At 69.6% G+C, this 19,158-nt stretch carries 19 protein-coding genes; 9 read left to right on the top strand and 10 right to left on the bottom strand.

The genetic code is table 11. The features are described 5' to 3' along the window. Window positions 1-2 precede the first annotated feature (2 nt). A complete protein-coding gene (locus AC3FMM_RS23925) occupies window positions 3-308 on the top strand; it encodes a putative signal transducing protein (RefSeq protein WP_062801252.1) in 306 nt (101 codons plus the stop codon). Window positions 309-363: 55 nt separating this feature from the next. Here the strand turns inward: AC3FMM_RS23925 and AC3FMM_RS23920 are convergent, their stop codons facing one another. Further along, entirely contained in the window at window positions 364-1,368 is a 1,005-nt protein-coding gene (locus AC3FMM_RS23920) for a CobD/CbiB family protein (protein ID WP_062801254.1), read from the bottom strand. A 193-nt stretch (window positions 1,369-1,561) separates the two neighbouring features. Next, window positions 1,562-2,260 (bottom strand): pirin family protein, encoded by a 699-nt coding sequence (locus tag AC3FMM_RS23915; RefSeq protein WP_115680739.1) that lies wholly within the window; start codon window positions 2,258-2,260, stop codon window positions 1,562-1,564. Window positions 2,261-2,412: 152 nt separating this feature from the next. On the opposite strand from AC3FMM_RS23915, the gene AC3FMM_RS23910 reads away from it, so the two are divergent. Together AC3FMM_RS23910 and gluQRS are read left to right on the top strand one after the other, a co-directional pair. Next, window positions 2,413-3,333 carry a LysR family transcriptional regulator gene (locus AC3FMM_RS23910; protein WP_414247708.1) on the top strand — a complete coding sequence of 307 codons (921 nt, stop codon included), beginning with the start codon at window positions 2,413-2,415 and terminating at the stop codon, window positions 3,331-3,333. A gap of 10 nt (window positions 3,334-3,343) precedes the next feature. Further along, entirely contained in the window at window positions 3,344-4,270 is a 927-nt protein-coding gene (gene gluQRS, locus AC3FMM_RS23905; protein WP_488687576.1) for a tRNA glutamyl-Q(34) synthetase GluQRS, read from the top strand. A 57-nt stretch (window positions 4,271-4,327) separates the two neighbouring features. On the opposite strand, the gene AC3FMM_RS23900 is transcribed toward gluQRS, so the two are convergent. Next, the gene (locus tag AC3FMM_RS23900) at window positions 4,328-5,830 is read right to left on the bottom strand and encodes a DEAD/DEAH box helicase (RefSeq protein ID WP_115680741.1); all 1,503 of its coding nucleotides are present in this window, start codon (window positions 5,828-5,830) and stop codon (window positions 4,328-4,330) included. A 325-nt stretch (window positions 5,831-6,155) separates the two neighbouring features. Between AC3FMM_RS23900 and AC3FMM_RS23895 the strand changes: the two genes are divergently transcribed. After that, the gene (locus AC3FMM_RS23895) at window positions 6,156-6,311 is read left to right on the top strand and encodes a hypothetical protein (RefSeq protein ID WP_172581749.1); all 156 of its coding nucleotides are present in this window, start codon (window positions 6,156-6,158) and stop codon (window positions 6,309-6,311) included. A 34-nt stretch (window positions 6,312-6,345) separates the two neighbouring features. On the opposite strand, the gene AC3FMM_RS23890 is transcribed toward AC3FMM_RS23895, so the two are convergent. Together AC3FMM_RS23890 and AC3FMM_RS23885 are read right to left on the bottom strand one after the other, a co-directional pair. Beyond that, the gene (locus tag AC3FMM_RS23890; protein ID WP_326346662.1) at window positions 6,346-7,344 is read right to left on the bottom strand and encodes a Bug family tripartite tricarboxylate transporter substrate binding protein; all 999 of its coding nucleotides are present in this window, start codon (window positions 7,342-7,344) and stop codon (window positions 6,346-6,348) included. A 173-nt stretch (window positions 7,345-7,517) separates the two neighbouring features. Next, window positions 7,518-9,155, bottom strand: a complete 1,638-nt coding sequence (locus AC3FMM_RS23885; protein ID WP_116312870.1) for an acyl CoA:acetate/3-ketoacid CoA transferase — start codon at window positions 9,153-9,155, stop codon at window positions 7,518-7,520. Window positions 9,156-9,346: 191 nt separating this feature from the next. Between AC3FMM_RS23885 and AC3FMM_RS23880 the strand changes: the two genes are divergently transcribed. Further along, the gene (locus AC3FMM_RS23880) at window positions 9,347-10,126 is read left to right on the top strand and encodes an IclR family transcriptional regulator domain-containing protein (RefSeq protein ID WP_116312871.1); all 780 of its coding nucleotides are present in this window, start codon (window positions 9,347-9,349) and stop codon (window positions 10,124-10,126) included. A gap of 520 nt (window positions 10,127-10,646) precedes the next feature. Here AC3FMM_RS23880 and AC3FMM_RS23875 read toward each other — a convergent pair. Beyond that, window positions 10,647-11,000 carry a DUF1428 domain-containing protein gene (locus AC3FMM_RS23875; RefSeq protein ID WP_488687574.1) on the bottom strand — a complete coding sequence of 118 codons (354 nt, stop codon included), beginning with the start codon at window positions 10,998-11,000 and terminating at the stop codon, window positions 10,647-10,649. A gap of 216 nt (window positions 11,001-11,216) precedes the next feature. On the opposite strand from AC3FMM_RS23875, the gene AC3FMM_RS23870 reads away from it, so the two are divergent. Next, entirely contained in the window at window positions 11,217-11,420 is a 204-nt protein-coding gene (locus AC3FMM_RS23870; protein WP_116312873.1) for a hypothetical protein, read from the top strand. A 36-nt stretch (window positions 11,421-11,456) separates the two neighbouring features. Continuing rightward, complete coding sequence (locus AC3FMM_RS23865; RefSeq protein WP_488687573.1) at window positions 11,457-13,700, top strand: phosphocholine-specific phospholipase C; 2,244 nt, start codon at window positions 11,457-11,459, stop codon at window positions 13,698-13,700. Between the two features lie 37 nt (window positions 13,701-13,737). On the opposite strand, the gene AC3FMM_RS23860 is transcribed toward AC3FMM_RS23865, so the two are convergent. The 4 genes from AC3FMM_RS23860 to AC3FMM_RS23845 all read right to left on the bottom strand — a co-directional run bounded on the left by AC3FMM_RS23860 (window position 13,738) and on the right by AC3FMM_RS23845 (window position 16,038). Then, window positions 13,738-14,316, bottom strand: a complete 579-nt coding sequence (locus AC3FMM_RS23860; RefSeq protein WP_488687572.1) for a hypothetical protein — start codon at window positions 14,314-14,316, stop codon at window positions 13,738-13,740. 56 nt (window positions 14,317-14,372) lie between these two features. Continuing rightward, window positions 14,373-15,437: an extracellular catalytic domain type 2 short-chain-length polyhydroxyalkanoate depolymerase gene (locus tag AC3FMM_RS23855; protein ID WP_488687571.1), complete on the bottom strand. Its 1,065-nt coding sequence runs from the start codon at window positions 15,435-15,437 to the stop codon at window positions 14,373-14,375. Between the two features lie 158 nt (window positions 15,438-15,595). Then, window positions 15,596-15,766: a LuxR C-terminal-related transcriptional regulator gene (locus AC3FMM_RS23850; protein ID WP_414247730.1), complete on the bottom strand. Its 171-nt coding sequence runs from the start codon at window positions 15,764-15,766 to the stop codon at window positions 15,596-15,598. Further along, window positions 15,763-16,038 carry a response regulator transcription factor gene (locus AC3FMM_RS23845; RefSeq protein ID WP_115710313.1) on the bottom strand — a complete coding sequence of 92 codons (276 nt, stop codon included), beginning with the start codon at window positions 16,036-16,038 and terminating at the stop codon, window positions 15,763-15,765. Before AC3FMM_RS23845 ends, AC3FMM_RS23850 begins: the two co-directional genes overlap by 4 nt. A 507-nt stretch (window positions 16,039-16,545) precedes the next feature. Between AC3FMM_RS23845 and AC3FMM_RS23840 the strand changes: the two genes are divergently transcribed. Both AC3FMM_RS23840 and AC3FMM_RS23835 read left to right on the top strand, forming a co-directional pair. Further along, complete coding sequence (locus AC3FMM_RS23840; protein WP_115710315.1) at window positions 16,546-17,301, top strand: hypothetical protein; 756 nt, start codon at window positions 16,546-16,548, stop codon at window positions 17,299-17,301. Between the two features lie 118 nt (window positions 17,302-17,419). Then, window positions 17,420-19,129, top strand: coding sequence for a S8 family serine peptidase (locus AC3FMM_RS23835; RefSeq protein ID WP_326346657.1), 1,710 nt, complete (start codon window positions 17,420-17,422; stop codon window positions 19,127-19,129). Window positions 19,130-19,158 lie beyond the last annotated feature (29 nt).

Here is a 19,158-nt window from a genome sequence, read left to right as displayed (position 1 = left end):
TCATGAAACTGCTGTTGTCCGCCACGTCCCTCGTCCACGCGGCCCATTGCCAGAACGTCCTGCGCGCGGCCGGCATCCGGGCGGAACTGCGCAATACCTGGCTGGCCGGCGCGACCGGCGAGATCCCGTTCCGCGAGAGCGCGCCGCAGGTGTGGCTGGTCGATGACGAGATGGAGGCGCAGGCGTGGGCGGTGCTCAATGCCGCGGCCAACCCGGTGCCGGGGCCCAGCTGGCAATGCGACCGTTGCGGCGAATGGCACGAGGCGCAGTTCGGCGCGTGCTGGCGCTGCGGCGCGGCGCGCGGCTAACCTGCCTTGCTCGATTGGCCACACTCGCCGGCCGCGCTTGCCGGCCAGGCGCTGCTCAACCCACCCACAGCGCCAGCGACAGCATCGCCAGCAGCAGCATCCACAACACCACCGCGCGCCACACCAGGCCCACCGCCGATTGCAGCGTGCGCACGCCGGGCTCGGTGCCGAACTCGGGCGGTGCCGGCTCCGGGCCGCCGTTGGCGCCGTCGGCGTCTTCCATGCCGGGCGCATAGTCCACCGCCGGGCCGGCCACGCTGGTGCGCAGCACCACCGTGGAATCGTCCTCGGCCAGGGGCGTGCCCAGGCGCACGCCCAGCGCGCCGCCGCCGCTCGCCAGCAGGATGCCGTTGACGGCATCGTTCCACTTGCGCGCATGGTTGCGCCAGGCGTAGACCGCGTCCTCGAAGTTGCCGACGATGGCAAAGCCGATCGAGGTCAGCCGCGACGGGATCCAGTCCAGCAGGTAGAAGGCGCGCGCGGCGAAGCGGCCCAGCGCAGGGCTGCGCTCGGTCGATGGCAGGTTCCAGTGGCGGCCCAGGTATTCGGCGGTGCGGTACAGCACCACGCCGCCGGGGCCGACCGGCACCAGGAACCAGAAGAACACGCCGAACACATGCCGGTGCACGGCGATGATCGCCGCTTCAAGCGTATGGCGCACGATTTCGGACACCGGCATCTCGACCGTGTCGAGCCCGGTCCACTCGTGCAGCAGCGTGCGCGCGGTATGGAGGTCGTCGCGGTTGAGCGCCTCGTGGATATCGGTGAAGTAATGGCTGAACTGGCGGAAGCCCAGCGTCATGTACAGCACCAGCACGTTCCACGCGAGCGTCAGCGCCACGCTGATCGACGCGAGCAGGTAGTGCACCACGATCACCGCCAGCGTCAGCGGCAGCACCACGGTCAGCCAGGCCAGCGCGGCGTCGCGCGGGCGGCCGGTGTCGAAGGCGTGCTCGGCGCGGTCGCCGAGCGCGCGCACGATCTCGTAGATCGGGTTGTTGCGGCCCAGGGCGCGGAACTGCTCGGCAATCAGCGCCAGGAGAATGGAAACAAAGGTCATCTTGGTACGGGGTGCTCCAAGGGCACGCCGGCCCGTTGGGGCCGGCCGGCGCGACTGGCCAGCGATGTGCCGGCGCAGGCGCAATGCATAGCGAGAAGATAGCACAGCGCTACCCGCCGGCACCCGCTGCGCGCCGCGCCAAAGGCAAAAGCCCGCCATGGGGCGGGCTCTTGCATGGGACCGCAAGCGATCCTCAGGGCAGGTCGAACACCAGCACTTCGGCGCCATCGCCGCCGGACAGCGCGACCTCGGCCACGTCTTCCAGCCGGGCGGCGTCGCCGGCCTCGAGCGCCTTGCCGTTGACCGTGACCCGGCCGCGCGCCACGTGCACATAGGCGCGGCGCCCCGGCGCCAGCGCCAGCGTGGCGGCCTCGTCGCCGTCGAACAGGCCGGCGTAGAGCCGGATGTCCTGGTGCACCAGCACCGAGCCGTCGGCGCCGTCGGCGCTTGCCACCAGGCGCAGCTTGCCGCGCTTGTCGGCCGCGTCGAAGTGCTTTTCCTCGTAGCCGGGATCGATGCCGTTTTCGGCCGGGATGATCCAGATCTGCAGGAAGTGGGTGGTGTCGTGCGCGGCGTGGTTGTATTCCGAATGGCGCACGCCGGTGCCGGCGCTCATGCGCTGCACGTCGCCCGGGCGGATCACGCTGCCGTTGCCCATGCTGTCCTTGTGCGCCAGCTCGCCTTCGAGCACGTAACTGATGATCTCCATGTCGCGGTGGCCATGGGTGCCAAAGCCCATGCCCGGCGCGACGCGGTCTTCATTGATCACGCGCAGCGGCCCGTACTGCACATGCTGCGGGTCGTAGTAGTCGGCGAATGAGAACGAATGATAGGACTTCAGCCAGCCGTGATCGGCGTACCCACGCTCTGCGGACTTTCTGATTTCAATCATTTTGATGGCCCTCCTTGAGCCTTTTCGCCGACAGCACCGTCTGGCTAACCGTGTCGCGGCATGTGTTTTCGCTTTGGATGCTAGGCAGTTTAGGCCTTCAGGCGTATATTGACGGGGACCACCTTAGAAGCAGTCATTCAGAATTTCTGAACATGGCCCTCTCGCTAGAATCCCTCGAAGTCCTCGACGCCATCGAACGCAAAGGCAGCTTTGCCGCCGCCGCCCACGAGATGGGCAAGGTCCCCTCCGCGCTGACCTACGTGGTGCGCAAGCTGGAAGAAGACCTCGACGTGCTGCTGTTCGACCGGCGCCGCCATCGCGCCGAACTGACGCCCGCCGGCCGCGCCCTGCTCGACGAGGGCCGCCACCTGCTGCACGCCGCCGACGACCTGGCGCGGCGCGTCAAGCGCCTGGCCACCGGCTGGGAGGCCACCCTCACCATCGTGGTCGACGACCTGATCAATTTCCGCGCGCTGCTGCCGGTGATCCACGACTTCTACGCCGAAAACACCGCCACCCGGCTGCGCTTTTCCAAGGAAGTGCTGGGCGGCGCGTGGGACGCGCTGGTCAGCAACCGCGCCGACCTGGTGATCGGCGGCGCCTACGACGCGCCCAGCACGCAGGGCTTCCAGATCCGACCGCTGGGGTCGGTGCCCTTTGTCTTCGCCGTGGCCGCGCACCACCCGCTCGCCACCGAGGAAGGCCCGCTCACCACCATCCAGATCGCCAAGCACCGCATCGTCGCGGTGGGCGATACCTCGCGCAACCTGCCGGCCCGCACCCATGGCGTGCTGGCCGGCCAGGACGTGCTGGTGGTGCCGACCATGCGCGACAAGCTCGAAGCGCAGATCCGCGGCCTCGGCTGCGGCTGGCTGCCGGCACCGATGGCGCAGCCGCACATCGAAAGCGGCGTGCTGCAGGCGCGCGAAACCGTCGAGGTGCGCGCGCCGGGCAACTTCAAGGTGGCATGGCGCACCAGCAACCGCGGCAAGGCGCTGCAGTGGTGGGCCGGCAAGCTGGAAGACCCGCGCCTGGCGCAGGCGCTGCTGCAGCAATCTGACTTCGCCGGCTGAGGGCGGGCTGATGGCAGAGCGGGCTGCAACCGCAGTGCAGGAGAGCGCCGCGTGCGGCTATCGCGGCCGCTTCGCGCCCTCGCCCACCGGGCCGCTGCACATGGGCTCGCTGGTGACCGCGCTGGCCAGCTGGCTGGATGCGCGCGCGCATGGCGGGCAATGGCTGGTGCGCATCGAGGACATCGACACGCCGCGCTGCGTGCGTGACGCGGACCACGACATCCTGCGCACACTGGAGCGCGTCGGCATGACGCCCGACGAGCCGCCGGTGTGGCAGAGCCGGCGCGAGCCGCACTATGCCGAGGCGCTGCGCCGGCTCGATGCCGCGGGGCAGCTCTACCCGTGCGGCTGCTCGCGCAAGGAGATCGCCGATTCGCTGGTGCACGTGCGCGAGCGCCACCAGACCCTGGGCTATCCCGGCACCTGCCGCCACGGCCTGAACGGCAAGCTGCCGCGCGCATGGCGCGTGCGCGTGCCGGACGGGCCGGCCGCCGTCGTGTGCTTCGACGACCGCTGGCAGGGACGCCAGTGCCAGAACCTGGAAACCGAGCTGGGCGACTTCGTGCTGCGCCGCGCCGACGGGCTGTGGGCCTACCAGCTGGCGGTGGTGGTCGACGACGGACTGCAGGGCATCACGCATATCGTGCGCGGCGCCGACCTGCTCGACTCCACGCCGCGGCAGATCCACCTGCAGCACCTGCTGGGGCTGCCCACGCCGGCCTACCTGCACGTGCCGGTGGTGGTGAACCAGGCCGGCGAGAAGCTCAGCAAGCAGAGCGGCGCGCAGCCGATCGACACCAGCGCCCCGCTGGACGCGCTGCGCGAGGCCGGCGCGCACCTGGGACTGTCGAATCCCGCCGGCACGGTCCAGGACTGGCTGGCGCGGGCCACCGACGGCTGGCGCGAGCGGCTGGCCACGCTGCCGGCATCGGTCTAGCCGCCGCAAAAACAAATGGCCCGCGCAGGCGGGCCATTCATCGGAACGACAATCCGTTCAGGACTTGCGCGGCACACCGCCGAGCAAGGCCGCCACAGGCCGCTTGGGCGCCTGGCGCCCGCGCGTGAGCGCGGCGGCGACTTCGTCGGCGGCCTTGGCCTGCGCCGCGCTGGCGGGGCTGGGCTCATACGGGCGCGAGAAGAACGGGTCGTCCGAAGCGCGGAAGGCCTGGCGGCTGGCGCCGTGGTCGTGGCGGCGCGGACGGTCTTCGCTGTCGGCGCTGCCGCGCGCGCGGCGCACGTCGCTGCGCTCGCGGCGGCGCTCGCCGTCGGCCTGGCGGGCACGCTCGCCGGTGGGATCGAAGCCCTCCAGCTTGCCGCGCGGGATGCTGCGCTTGATCAGCTTTTCGATATCGGACAGCAGGCGCTCGTCATTGCCCGGCACGTAGATCGACAGCGCATCGCCGCTGGCGCCGGCGCGGCCGGTCCGGCCGATGCGATGCACGTAATCCTCGGCGCTGTACGGCACGTCGAAGTTGATCACGCACGGCATGTCGGGGATATCCAGCCCGCGCGCCGCCACATCGGTGGCGACCAGCGCATCGATGGTGCCGCTCTTGAAGCCGTCGAGCGTTTGCATGCGCTCGGTCTGGGTCTTGTCGCCATGGATCGCGGCGGCGTTGATGCCCTCGCGCTCCAGGTGGCGCGCCAGCCGCGAGCAGCCAATCTTGCTGTTGACGAAGACGATGCACTGGCGCGACATGCCCTGCGCCGCGCGCTGCTTGAGCAGGTGCACCACCGCGGCCTGCTTGTGACCGTCCTCGACCTGGTACACCGCCTGGCGCACGTTCTCGTTGGTCGAGTTGCTGCGTGCCACTTCGATGGTGACCGGCTGCTTGAGGTAGCTGGAGGCCAGCCGCTTGATTTCCGGCGAGAACGTGGCCGAGAACAGCAGCGTCTGGCGCTGCGCCGGCAGCAGGTTGATGATGCGCTGCAGGTCCGGCAGGAAGCCCATGTCGAGCATGCGGTCGGCTTCGTCCAGCACCAGCATTTGCACCTGCGACAGGTTCACCGACTTCTGCTGCACGTGGTCGAGCAGGCGGCCGGGGGTGGCCACCAGGATCTCGACGCCGCGGCGCAGCGCGTCGGTCTGCGGGTTCATGTCGACGCCGCCGAACACCACCGTGCTGCGCAGGTCGGTGTGCTTGGCATAGCGGGCGACGTTGTCGTAGACCTGGTCGGCCAGCTCGCGCGTCGGGGTCAGCATCAGCGCGCGCACCGGGTGGCGCGCCGGCGAGGCACTGGCATTGGCCAGCGGCAGCAGGCGCTGGATGATCGGCAGCGCGAAGCCGGCGGTCTTGCCGGTGCCGGTCTGCGCGGCGCCCATCACGTCCTTGCCCAGCAGCACGACCGGAATGGCCTGCGCCTGGATCGGCGTGGGAGAGGTATAGCCCTGCTCGGACAAGGCCCGCAGGATGCGCGCGTCCAGGCCGAAGCTGTCGAAGGTCTGCACAGCGGTCGCAACCGCGGTGGTAGGTTCTGGTGCGTTCGTAGTGGTCATGGGTATCGGTATTGGCGGGAGGCGAACCCGGCACAAACGGATACGCGTCTGGAACTCATCTCGCCCTGAATCTCGCCTGGCGCCGGGGAGTTTCCGGCGCGGCCCTGCTGGCTACAGCATTTGGCCAAGAGAATCAAAGACTTAGATTTTAGCATCTCTGCCCGCGCAGTGGGCGCTCCGGCGCCGCCGTGCGCAGGGCGCGACAAGCCGGCGCCAGCGGCTTGCGCACGCGCACATTGTCAAGACATTGTCATATCGGCCAAGCAAGATGCCGGCGGCGCGGCGGCCATGCCGGACCGCGCGCCTTCTTCACATCGAGACCGACATGGACTTCGAGCTGTTTCGCCAGACCTGCCAGCAATTCCTGCGCACCTCCAGCCAGTTCCTGGGACTGGCCGCGGCCGGGCGCCAGGCCACGCTGCCGATGCCGGCGCTACCGACGCTGCCGGCGAGCCAGTCCCAGGGCCAGCAGCCCGCCTGAACCGGAGCGGGCCGCCGGCTCGTCATCCGCACGCTCAGTCGCCGCGGATGCCGTTGTCCTGGATCACCTTGCCCCACTTGCTGTAGTCGGCCTTCATGCGCGCGGCCAGCTGCTCGGGCGGCATATAGGCGGCCACCGTGCCGGCGCCCAGCATCTTCTGCTGCACGGTCGGATCGGCCAGCGCCTTCTTCAGCTCGGCCGACAATGTCGCCACCACTTCCTTGGGCGTGCCGGCCGGCGCCAGCAGCCCGCCCCATGCGGTGGCGTCGAAGCCCGGGAAGCCCTGCTCGGCCACCGTCTTGACCTCCGGCGTAAAGCTGACGCGCTTGTTCGAGCCGACCGCGATCGGGCGCAGCTTGCCGGCCTTGATATGCGGCAGCGCCGCGATCATGTCCGAGAACATCATCGGCACCTGGCCCGCCAGCAGGTCTGAGATCGCCGGTGCGCTGCCCTTGTAGGGCACGTGCTGCACGTCGAAGTTGCCCAGGTTCTTCAGCAGCTCGGTCGACAGGTGGCCGAAGCTGCCGTTGCCGGCGCTGGTGTAGTTGAGCGCGCCCGGCCTGGCCTTGGCCTTGGCGATGTATTGCTGCAGGCTGGTCACGTCCGGCATCGCCTGGGGATTGACCACCATCACGATCGGCAGGTCATAGGCGGCGCCGATCGGCGCGAAATCCTTGAAGATGTCGTAGCCCTTGCGGTTGATCAGGTGCGGCGCCAGCAGCGTGGGCGTGGCCAGCACCAGCAGCGTGTAGCCGTCGGCGGGGCTCTTGGCGACGTTCTCGGCGCCGATGGTGCCGGAGGCGCCGGGGCGGTTGTCCACCACCACCGGCTGCTTCAGCGTTTCGCTCATCTTCTGGCCGATGATGCGCGCGGCGGTGTCGGTCGGGCCGCCCGGCGGGAACGGCACCACCAGCCGGATCGGCTTGCTGGGGTAGGTCTCGGCCAAAGCCGGTGCGGCGGCGAGCGGCAGCGTGGCGCTCAGGAGCACGGCGCCCAGGCGGCGCTGGAAGGTACGGCGGCTGGTGTTCTGCATGGTGTGACTGTGTCCTGCGGTGAATCGCGGTGAATCAGAATCGATGCGCGGCCCAGGCCGCGCCGGGATGAGGCGACTGCGGTTGCGTAACGTCATGACAGATCTGGCGTGCCTCCTTGCGAACCGGTCGTGGCCGGCCCGTCCGATGGAATGGTTTTCTGGTGCGGCGGCCGTTACAGGCGCATGGTGCCGGCCTGGAACAGGCGTGCATCCATCTGGCGCAGGTCGGGCGCCACCGCCACCGGCGTGGCGCACTGGTCGAGCACATCGCGCTGCAGGTCGACGCCGGGAGCGATCTCGACCAGCGTGAGGCGCGCTTCGCCGCCTTCGCCGGCGCGCATCTCGAATACCGCGCGTTCGGTGATGTACACCACCGGGATGCCCAGCGATGCCACGTAGGGGCCGTTGAAGCTCAGGTGCGACACCTCCGGCACGATCTTTTTCACGCGGCCTTCGCGCACGATCCGCAGGCTGCCGTCACCGGCGCTCACTTCGAGGCCGCCCGCCGTCAGCGTGCCCATGAACACCACGGCACGCGCGCTCTGGGTGATGTTGATGAAGCCGCCGACGCCGGCAATCAGCGCGCCCTCGCCTTCACCGAACTTGCTGACATTGACGTTGCCCTGGCCATCCAGTTCGGCCAGGCCGAGGACCGCCAGGTCGATGCCGCCGCCTTCGTAGAAATCGAACTGCGCGGGCTGGTCCACCACCGCCTCCGGGTAGGCCGAGGCACCGAAGCTGAGGCCATCCGCGGGGGTGCCGCCGATGGGGCCGGCTTCGACCGTCAGCGTGAAGCCGTCCAGCCCGGCCTGGTGCGCGAGCATCCCCACCGCGGCCGGCATGCCGACCCCCAGGTTGACCACGCGCGGCGCGCGCCGCGCCAGTTCCATCACCGCGCGGCGCTGCACGATGGTGCGCGCGTCGAGCGGCACGGCCTCGGGCGACGGAGCGGCGGCATCATCTGCGTCATCGGCAGCGCCCTCGCCCTGCCACGGCGTGACGTAGGCCGGGTTGAAGGATTCCGCGAACGTCATCTGGTGGTTGGCGGGGTTGTCGCAGACCACTACGTAGTCGACCAGGATGCCGGGCACGTGGATGGCCTGCAGGATCTCGTGGTGATCGACCAGGCTTTCGACCTGCGCGATGACGATGCCGCCCGAGTTGTGCGCCGCCTGCGCCAGTGCCAGCAGTTCATGGTGGAAAGCTTCGCGATGGGTGCTGAGATTGCCGCGCGCGTCGGCGGCGGTGCAGCGGATCAGTGCGCAGTCGATCGGGAAGCTGGGGTAGAACAGGTATTCGTCGCCGCGGAACTCGACCGCATCGACCCAGCACGCCTTGCCCTCGGCGATGGCGCGGCGCGCGCGCTGGTTGACGGCGCCGCCGTGGTAGCGCGCGTCCTGCGCGGTGCGCGGGTCGACAAAGGTGTGCAGGCCAATTTTCGTCATCACGCCGGGCTTGCCGCCGGCAATGGCCCGGTACAGGTGGGTCAGCACGCCCTGCGGCAGGTTGTAGCCCTCGCACTGCTCGGCCATCGCCAGCGTGGCCAGCCGCGTGGCCGAGCGCCAGTGGCCGCCGACCACGGTGGCAGTCATGCCGGCGTTGCCGAAATGGTTCACGCCGCGCGCGCCGCGGTCGCCCTGCCCGGCCGAGTACACCAGCGTCAGGTCGCGCGGCAGGCCGTGCTGCAGGAAGCGCTGCTCCAGCGCCTCGGTCACGGCCTCGGCGTGGCCGGCGCCGACAAAGCCCGCGCTGGCCACGGTCCAGCCATCCTGCACGAGCGCCGCCGCTTCACGCGCGGTGATTACCTTCATCGCTGCCTCCGTTTCCGGTCGTACCGTCCCGCATCGCTGGCGGCACGCTTTCCGTGAATTCGTTTTGCGAACATTTGTTCGGAAAACGCTATCATACGGAGATGCTGCCGGTCGGCGCAAGTCCTCCGCAAAGGCATCGACCGGCACGTGCCTGATCGTTCATTTCACCACTGCTCTCTGCCAGACGCCCCATGCCGCAAGCCGAAACCGCCAAGAAGGAAGAACTGCTGGAATCGCTGAGCAAGGGCCTGGCGCTGCTGCGCCTGCTGGGTGCGGGCGCGGAGCGGCTGACCATGCAGGAGGTCGCCGACCAGCTCGACGTGACCCGCGCCGCCGCGCGCCGGCTGCTGCTGACGCTGGAGCACAACGGCTACGTGGCGCAGGACGGCCGCCACTTTGCGCTGACGCCGCGGGTGATGGAACTGGGCTACGCCTACTTTGCCTCGATGAGCCTGCCGCAGGTGGCGCGGCCCTACCTGCAGCAGCTGTGCGAGTCCCTGGGCGAAAGCTGCTCGCTGGGCGTGCTCGATGCCGAATCGGTGGTGCTGGTGGCGCGCGAGGAGCCGCGCCAGCTGCTGCGCGTGGACATGGCGCTGGGGCGGCGGATGCCGGCCTATGCGCATTCGCTCGGCCGGGTGCTGCTGGCCGGCCTGGACGACAGCGCGCTGGAGGCCTACCTGGCGGGCGCGACGCTGCGCAAGCTGACGCCGTTCACGGTCAGCTCGCGCACCACGCTGGCGCGCACGCTGCGCCAGGTGCGCGCCGATGGCTATTGCGTGCTGGTCAGCGAACTGGTCGACGGCTACGCCGGGATCTCGGTGCCGCTGCGCGACCAGGCCGGCGAGGTGGTGGCCGGGCTGGGCTTCAGCATGGTCCTGGGCAGCCGCGACCGGGCCCACCTGGAAACGCGCTTCCTGGCGCCGCTGCGCGAGGCCGCCGCCCGCATCGAAGCCATCCTGCAGGCGCGCTGAGCCGCGGCCCGGCCCAAGTAGAAAAGCCCCGCGTGCCGGGGAGGCAGCGGGGCTCAAGCGGTAGCGGGGCAATCGGTTTGACCACCCACGCCGTCGATCTTGGCGCATCGCGCCGACTCGGGCATCCCCCAAATGCGGGCCATTGCATGCGCCGTGGCTGGCGGACTGCAGGCGCGCCCGGCAAAGCGAGTCAATCATGGCCCTGTCACACGCTCGTAGGAATCCGGGTTTTCGCCGAGCGGGTTTTCGCCAGCTTCCGGCCGGCCGCCGGATGCGGTCTACTGGTCTCACATCGACGCCCCTGGCACCGCCCACGCCGGCTTGCCACCGCCGATGGTGCTGTAAAACTAGTCCACTGACCGGGAGACAGACCATGGTGACGAAGAAAGAAGAGGCATTCGTACTGAAGAACCTTCTCGCCCTTGCCGCGGTGGAAACCGTGGGCGGCGCGATTGCCCTGAGCATGGTCTTCCACCTGATCTGAAGCACGGGTCCGGCGCCCGGCCGGCGCCGGACCGGATCATTCGTCGACAATCACCTCGAAGCCGCCAAAGATCATCCGCTGCCCGTCGAACGGCATCGGGTCCATGCCCTCCTTCAGCCCCGGGTCTGCCATCGCCGCCTTCATGCCGGTGTCGCGCTTTTCGCGTGACGGCCACATGATCCACGAGAACACCACGGCTTCGTCGTCCTTGCGTTGCACCGCCATCGTAAAGGACGTGACCTTGCCTTCCGGCACATCGTCTCCCCAGCATTCCACCACCTGCAGTGCGCCGTATTCCTTGAACACGGCGGCGGCCTTTTGCGCTACCTGGCGATAGCGGTCGCGATTGGCCTGGGAAACGGCGAGAACGAATCCGTCGATATAGGACATGGGCATCACTCCTGTTCAGGGTAGAGCGGTCGCGTCCGGCCGGACGCCGAATGCACCTGACTACCATAGTCCATCGCCGCGGTCCTTCCCGGACGGCATGGCATTGACGGGCAACTGCAGGCATCAAAGTTCTGTCATCGGCACGTCACCACCCCTTCCTACACTCGCCTGGCTCCGGCTCGCAGCAGCCGCCACCCCAACCAGCCAGGTGACTCCATGCTTCCCCGCAGACTGCCCACCACCCTGGCCGCGATGCTGATCGCGGCGGCCTTGCTCGCCGCCTGCGGCGGCGACGGCGGCCCCACCCTGTCGCCCACTGCAACGCTGGCGCCGAGCGCGCAGTCGCACAAGCCGGGACAGCCGGGGCAGCCCGGCAAGCCAGACCAGCGGCCCGATCCGGTGATCCGCTGCGCGCCCTGAACCTTCCGCCAGTCCCACGCACATTCCGACAAGACCATGGTCTCTCGCCGCAATTTCCTGCAGGCCGCAGCCGGCACCGGCTTCGCCGCCGCCGCGCTGGCCGCGTTTCCGCCCAGCATCCGCAAGGCCCTGGCCATCCCGGCCAACAATGCCACCGGCACCATCCAGGATGTCGAGCACGTGGTGATCCTGATGCAGGAGAACCGTTCCTTCGACCACTACTTCGGCACGCTGCACGGCGTGCGCGGCTTCGGCGACCGCTTTACCATCCCGCTGCCCGGCGCGCGCCAGGTATGGCAGCAACAGCGCGCCAGCGGCGCGGTGCTGACGCCGTACCACCTCGACGGCACCAGCAACAACGCGCAGCGCGCCGCCGGCACCCCGCATGCATGGCTGGACAGCCAGCAGGCCTGGGACCACGGCCGCATGGCCAACTGGCCGACGTACAAGACCAGCACCTCGATGGGCTATTTCAGGGAGCAGGAGATCCCGTTCCAGTTCGCGCTGGCCAACGCCTTCACGCTGTGCGACGCGTACCACTGCTCGATGCATACCGGCACCGATGCCAACCGCGCCTTCCACCTGACCGGCACCAACGGCCCGACCGCGGCCAACGTCGCTTTCGTCAACAACGAGTGGGACGCGATCGACGGCCTGCCGGCCTCGGCCAACACCGGCTACACCTGGAAGACCTATGCCGAACGCCTGGAAGACGCGGGCATCAGCTGGATCTGCTACCAGAACATGCCGGACGAATGGGGCGACAACATGCTGGGCGCGTTCCAGCAGTTCCGCAAGGCCAACCTGGCGTCGGGCTATCCGGTCTCCAGCGGCGGCGCGCCGGGCGCGCCCTATGCCAACACCGGCCAGCCGCTGCCGTACCACGCCTACGATGCCGCCACCGACAACCCCGGCAACCCGCTGTACAAGGGCGTGGCCAACACCCTGCCCGGCAGCCGGCCCGACGAGTATCTCGATGCCTTCCGCCGCGACATCCGCGAGGGCAGGCTGCCGCAGGTGTCGTGGATCAACGCGCCGTCGATCTACTGCGAGCATCCCGGGCCCTCCAGCCCGGTGCAGGGCGCCTGGTTCCTGCAGGAGGTGCTGGACGCGCTGACCGCGGTGCCCGAGGTCTGGAGCAAGACCGTGCTGCTGGTCAACTTCGACGAGAACGACGGCTATTTCGACCACGTGCCCTCGCCCTCGGCGCCGTCGCTGAATCCCGACAAGACCTTCGCCGGCAAGTCGACGCTGAGCGATGCCGAGATGCTGGCCGAGTACTTCAACCAGCCGGCGCCGCCGGGCAGCCGCACCCAGCCCGCGGCGGACGGCCGCGTCTACGGCCCGGGGCCGCGCGTGCCGCTGTACGCGATCTCGCCGTGGAGCCGCGGCGGCTGGGTCAACTCGCAGGTGTTCGACCACACCTCCGTGCTGCGCTTCCTGGAGGCGCGCTTCGGCGTGGCCGAGCCCCATATCAGCCCGTTCCGCCGGGCCGTGTGCGGCGACCTGACCAGCGCCTTCAATTTCAAGACGCCCAACCACGAGGCGCTGCCCACGCTCGGCGGCCGCACCACGCGCAGCGACGCCGACCAGCTGCGCCGCGCGCAGCAGGCGCTGCCCGCGGTGCCGCTGCCCGCCGACATGCAACTGCCGCAGCAGGCCCCCGGCACGCGCCCGTCGCGCGCGCTGCCGTATGAGCTGCACACCAGCGCGCGCTGCAGCGCCGTGGGCCAGGTCGAACTGGTGTTCGCCAACACCGGCACCCAGGCCGCGGTGTTCCACGTCTACGACCGCCTTCACCTGGAACGCATTCCGCGCCGCTATATGGTCGAAGCCGGCAAGTCGCTCAGCGATACCTGGAATGCCTTCCAGGACAATGGCGGGCAATACGACCTGTGGGTGCTCGGCCCCAACGGCTTCCATCGCCATTTCCGCGGCGACACCCGCCGCATCGGCGAGACCGGCATCGCCCCCGAGATCCGCGTCTGCTACGACATTGCCAACGGCGACGTCTATGTCGACCTGATCAAGGCCGGCGGCCGCGCCTGCCACTTCCACATCGAGCCGCTGGCCTACCGCGGCGATGGCCCATGGAAAGCCAGCGTCGGTGCCAACGGCAGCAAGTCGCAGCACTGGCAGCTGGAGCAGAGCGGCCAATGGTATGACTTCGCGGTGACCTGCGACGCCGATCCGGCCTTCTACCGCCGCTTTGCCGGCCGGGTCGAGACCGGCCGGCATACGGTGAGCGACCCGGCCATGGGGACGGCGACGCAGGGCTGAGGCAGCGGGCCCCCGCTGCGCGGGCACTGCGCGGGGTTCAACCGTCCTGCGCCGCGCGCGGTCCCGCCGCGCCCGCGACGGCGCGCGACGCGCCCGGCTCGGCCAGCGCCGACTGCAGCCACTGCGTCCACGCCGGCATCATCGCGGCACTCATTGCCGCGACTTGCCCGGCGCAGGTCTTGCCAGCCTCCTGCCAGTCGGTCAGCGCGCGCAGCAGCGCCAGGCCGAGGTCGTTGCCGTCGCGCGCCTCGCCCACGTCTTCGAGGCAGCGCGCCAGGGCTTCGCGCACGGCATCGTTGTAGCTGGACCTGGCCTGCGACGCGCGCGCGGCCAGGTCGGCCTCGATGGCATCGAGACAGCGCCACGCGTGCGCGACGCCGGCCAGGTCGAGGCGGTCGCGCTGCGCGCGCCACCATTGCGCTTGCTGCGCGGCGCGTTCTTCGGCATAGCGGTTCAGCACGGCCAGCGCCTGGCGCGCCGGCGCCCGGGCCGCGGCAGGATCGGCGGCGCTGAAGGGTGACTGCGCCAGCACGGTGGCGGCTTGCAGCTGGCACAGGGTCAGGTCCAGCGCCGTACGGCTGGCGCTTGCCCATTGGGCTTGCAGAATCGAAAGCATGGCGGATCTCCTTGCGGATTGGAGCAGTGGATCGGAAGGGGCCGGCGCGGCAGCGCTCACTGCGGCGCGGCGCCGAGCCGGCGGACCATGCGCATGACCGCGGCCATCTGCGGCGCCTCGCGCGAGAAGAAGTCCGGCTGGGCCGGATCGTCGCTGGTATAGCCCCAGAAATCCCAGCACCCGAGCGGGTTATGCCGCGACGCCACGACCTGCGGAAACAGCACCACGATGCGGTTGGCCTCGGCACTCTCCAGGTAGCCGGCGCCACGGACGAAGCGTTCGCCGATGGTGCCCTCGCCCTGCAGGCAGCCATGGAAGGCCACGTGCACGCGGCAAGCCGCAGCACCGCCGTCGGTGCCGCCCGCGCCGCACTCGCGCGGCACGTAGGCATAACCGCTGTCGGCCAGCAGCGCCTTGCCGCCGGGATCGAACGCGCGCTGGTCAAAGCGCAGCAACTCGCCCGCCGGCCGCGCCGCCGGCTTCAGCGCACCATAGATCCACTGCAGGATCTGCCGCGCCTGCTCGAGCCCGCAGTTGTTGATGTAGGGCGATGCGCTCACCGCGCAGGCGGCGTCGCCCGCCTGGCTGGTGATGAAGGCATGGCCGGCCGCGACATCGGCCACATACTGCAGCTGCGACGCCGGCACACCGGCCAGGGTATAGAACCGCCCCACCTGCGCTGCGACGCGTGGCAGCACGGTCTGGTCGCGCGTGCCGGAAAACACGTAGACGCGCTGCCGCGCGAGGTTCTGCACCGGGTCGATGCGGCCATCGCGGGCAAAGGTGCGCGCCGCGTCCAGCGCCGCCTGCGCGTCGGGGCCGGTATCGCCGACCGGCTGCATGCACTGGGTCGCTGCGGCGGTCGCGGGCGGCGTGGGCGCGAACAGGCCGGCGCAGTAGAACGGTCCGCCCGCGACCACGCCGGCGCCGACCATGGTGCCGGAATACGCGACGTGGAACTGCGCGGCCATGAACGCACCGGACGACAGCCCCGACACCGAGGTCTGCGCCAGGTCCGCGCCCAGCGCGGGCAGCGCCTGCGCGGCGACGCCGCCGCTGACGCCGAGCGCGCACGCTGCGGCAAGTGCCCGGTAGCGGGCGGTTGGCTTGCATCGAATCATGATGGCTCCAGCACGGCGACGGGAATCGGAGCGCCGCGCGGATCGCGGCAGGCAGCACGCTGGTCGCCATGCGGCGGCTGCGTGGACCATTGTCGGGAGCCACCGCCACGCCGGGCCATTGGGCAAATGCGGTAGCGCGCCACACTGCCACGCACCCGCTATGCCTCGAAGGCCTGCTGCGGCGGCAACTCCAGCCATCCCTGCTGCACGCTCAGGAACAGCAGGGCGCACACATTGCTGGCGCCCGCCTTCTGCAGCAGCCGGGCCCGATGCGTGCGCGCGGTCTGGTCGCTGATGCCGAGCGCGCGCGCGATTTCCTTGTCGCTCAGGCCGCGCCCGAGCCATTCCAGATATTCGCGCTCGCGTTGCGAGAATGGATTATCCGCGGCTGCCGGCCCGCTTTTTTAAACGGCTCATGCTGGCGCGCGAGATAGTACAGGGTCAATTGCGAGGATTTTCGCAATTGCATTTTCGCGAGCAAATGCTCACGGTGCTTTCGCGCCGTGGATACGGAAAATGCGAGACGTGCGGCGATCTCGCGATCGCTCATGCCGCGCGCAATAAAGGCGAGCACCGTCTCTTCCCGAGTGGTGAGGTTCATGCGGAGGACTCCATGCGATGGAACGAGTGGTTCCGTCGCAGGAGCGGCAGCCGCGCGTCTATCTGTGCATCAGTGCATCACAGGACCCTTCGTGCAAGGCTAGTGCGGACCTACGAGCGGAACCGGGGACAGCCCGGCCGGGCTCCAGATCACTGCTTTTGTTTTCAAACTCTTGCGGTGTTGCGCCGGCATGGATTGCGCACTACCCGACGGTGCGTTCCGGATTTCCGGATGCCGGCAGCAGAGGCGAATTCTAGGTGCTGGTTTTTATATTTAAAAGCCCATTCATGCTGCGCGATATTTAACTCTGATTGTTGTCCGGCATTATCCACTGCCAATACCGCATTTGCCCAATGGCGACGGCGTGCCGGAAAAACCAAGAATGATTCCACCTGTCCGGTGCCGCGCCATGGCGCAGCAACGCGGCAGGCGCGGCATCCGGAGCCAGCCCTGCGCGGCCCGCCGCCCTAGCTTCCTCAATCCACGCAGTCATTCAAAGGAGTCATCATGACCTACCCCATCCACGCCGCCGTCCTGGCGCCGCAAGGCGTGCTCGGCAATCTCGTCAGCGGTATCGGCAGCCTGCTGCCGTTCGCCGCGCAGCCGATGCTGGTGCCCCAAAGCGCGATGACCGACGCGGTCGCTCCGGCGGTGCGGGACGGCGTGCAGGCCGTGGTCACGCACTACGTGAACCCGGTGATCGGCCATGCGGCCGGCGCCGCCGCCGGCGCGCTGGCGCAGCATCTTCCGTTCCCCGAGCCCGGGCATACCGGCCCGATCGGCAACGCGATCTCGGCGCACGCACCGGGATTCATCCAGGCGGCGGGCACCGCCGCGGGCTATCCGACCATCGCCATCCATGGCGCCAACATCGTTCGCGAAGGCGCGCGCTACCTGCCGTTCTCGGCCATGCCCGCGGTCACGCTGGCACCCCAGGGCGTGTTCGGTTCGCTGATCGGCGCGGTGGCACCGACCCTGGGCCATGCCGTCGGCGGCCTGCTGGGCAATGCCAACGTGGGCCAGCAGATCGGCACCGTGGCCGGCCACCTCGGCGGCCTGCTGCCGTTCTCCGCGCAGCCGCAGGTTGCGCTGGCCCCGCAGGGCGTGTTCGGTTCGCTGATCGGCGCGGTGGCACCGACCCTGGGCCATGCCGTCGGCGGCCTGCTGGGCAATGCCAACGTGGGCCAGCAGATCGGCACCGTGGCCGGCCACCTCGGCGGCCTGCTGCCGTTCTCGGCGCAGCCGCAAGTGGTCTATGCCTGAAGGCGCATGACGTCCTGGGCATGACCGTGGCGCTCGACGGCGCCGCCGCGGGCCGGCGTACGCGCCGGCCCGCCCGAATCGATGCGCGCGCCGCCTGGCGCCGCGGTGGAGATAGCAAATGGAACGAGACAAGAAAGGCGAGGCCACGCGCGCCGGCGCAGACCGCGCCGCCACGCCCGGCGCGGGCAGCCGCGAGGCCGTGGCGCTGGACGCCGGCCGCAAGCAATACCTGATCGCGCCGCGGCGCCACGTACTGGCCCGGCAGGCGGGCGTGGCACCGATGTCGGCCAGCGAACTGCACAGCACGGTGACGCAGCTGCCCGGCGTTGAAGTGGTGCATGTGGTCGAAGGCCACAAGAACACGCACCTGCATTCGGTACGGCCCGACGAGGCCGCCCACACCTATGTGGTCAAGCTCGACGCCGCGCACGCGCAGATGCTGCAGGCCACGGCGCCGCCGCACATGATCGTCGAGGAAGACCATCCCCTCGGCTATGGCCGCAAGGCCGAAATCGAGACCTCGGACCGGCTGCATCCGCAATCGGCATTCGATGGTCCGTTATCGCGCGAGGTGCTGGTGCGGGTGCTGGGCACCGGCGACACGCCGCTGCCGGGCGTGGCCATCACGCTGGCGGGCGATGGCTTCCCCGCAACCGCCACCACCGATGCCAGCGGCGAAGCAACGCTGACGCTGGTGCAGCAGCAGCCCGGCCCGGCGCGCTCGCTGTTCGTGCGGCCGCTCAGCGGCTACTGGAACAAATATTTGCTGTCGCCCAATGTCGTTTCCGGCCAGGCCAATGTGATACGCGTGACGCCGCTGTCGCAGCCGAATCCGGACGTGCCGCCGCACGGGCGCTTCGGCTGGGGCCAGCGGCTGATGGGGCTGGACCGGCTCACGCGCAGCTTCGGCGGCCGCGGCGTGCGCGTGGCGGTGGTCGACTCGGGCGCCGATGCCGCGCACCCGCTGCTGGCGCATATCCGTCATGGCATGGACTTGACCGGCACCGGCGCCGACGCCGGCACCAACGCCAACGACACCTGGCGCCTCGACACCATCGGCCACGGCTCGCACTGCGCCGGCGTGGTCGGCGCGCGGCCGCAGCCGGGTGCGCCGGCCTCTGCCAGCGCAGAGGCCCAGGCCACCATGCTCGGCTTCGCACCCGAGGCGGAAATGCATGCGCTCAAGATCTTTCCTGGCGGGCAGTTCAGCACGCTGCTGCGCGCGCTGGACTACTGCATCGACCACGACGTCGACGTGGTCAACCTGAGCCTGGGCGCGCCCCAGCCATCGCAGGCGGTCGAGCAGAAGCTGATCGAAGCCGTGCACAGCGGCGTGGCCTGCATTGTCGCTGCCGGCAACTCGGGCGGACCGGTGCAGTACCCGGCGGCCTCCGCCTCGGTGCTGGCGGTCTCGGCGCTGGGCCTGCAGAGCGAACTGCCGCACGACGTGTGGGAACGAACCCAGGTAGTGCAGCACGCGGCCACGCGCGCCGGGCTGTTCGCGCCGACGTTCTCGTGCTTCGGCCCGCAGATTGCGGTGTGCGGCCCCGGTGTGGGAATCATCTCGACCGTGCCGGGCGCCGCCTTCATGCCCGACTCCGGCACCTCGATGGCCGCGCCGCATATCGCCGGGCTGGCCGCGCTGCTGCTGTCCGATCCGCAGCTGGCGGCGTGGATGGGTCCGCGCGGACCGCGCCGCGTCGCGGCGCTGTTCCAGCTGATCCGCGCCATCAGTTCGCCGGTCGTTGCGCACGATCCCGAGAACCGCTTCGGCAGCGGACTGCCGCAGCTGCAGAACCTGCAGCGCCTGCTGGGCCGGCCGCAGTAGCGCGCCGCCCGCCGCGCGGGAAACAACGC

The sequence above is a fragment of the Cupriavidus sp. 207A1 genome (assembly GCF_057798955.1).
This window is presented reverse-complemented; position numbering and strand designations above follow the sequence as displayed.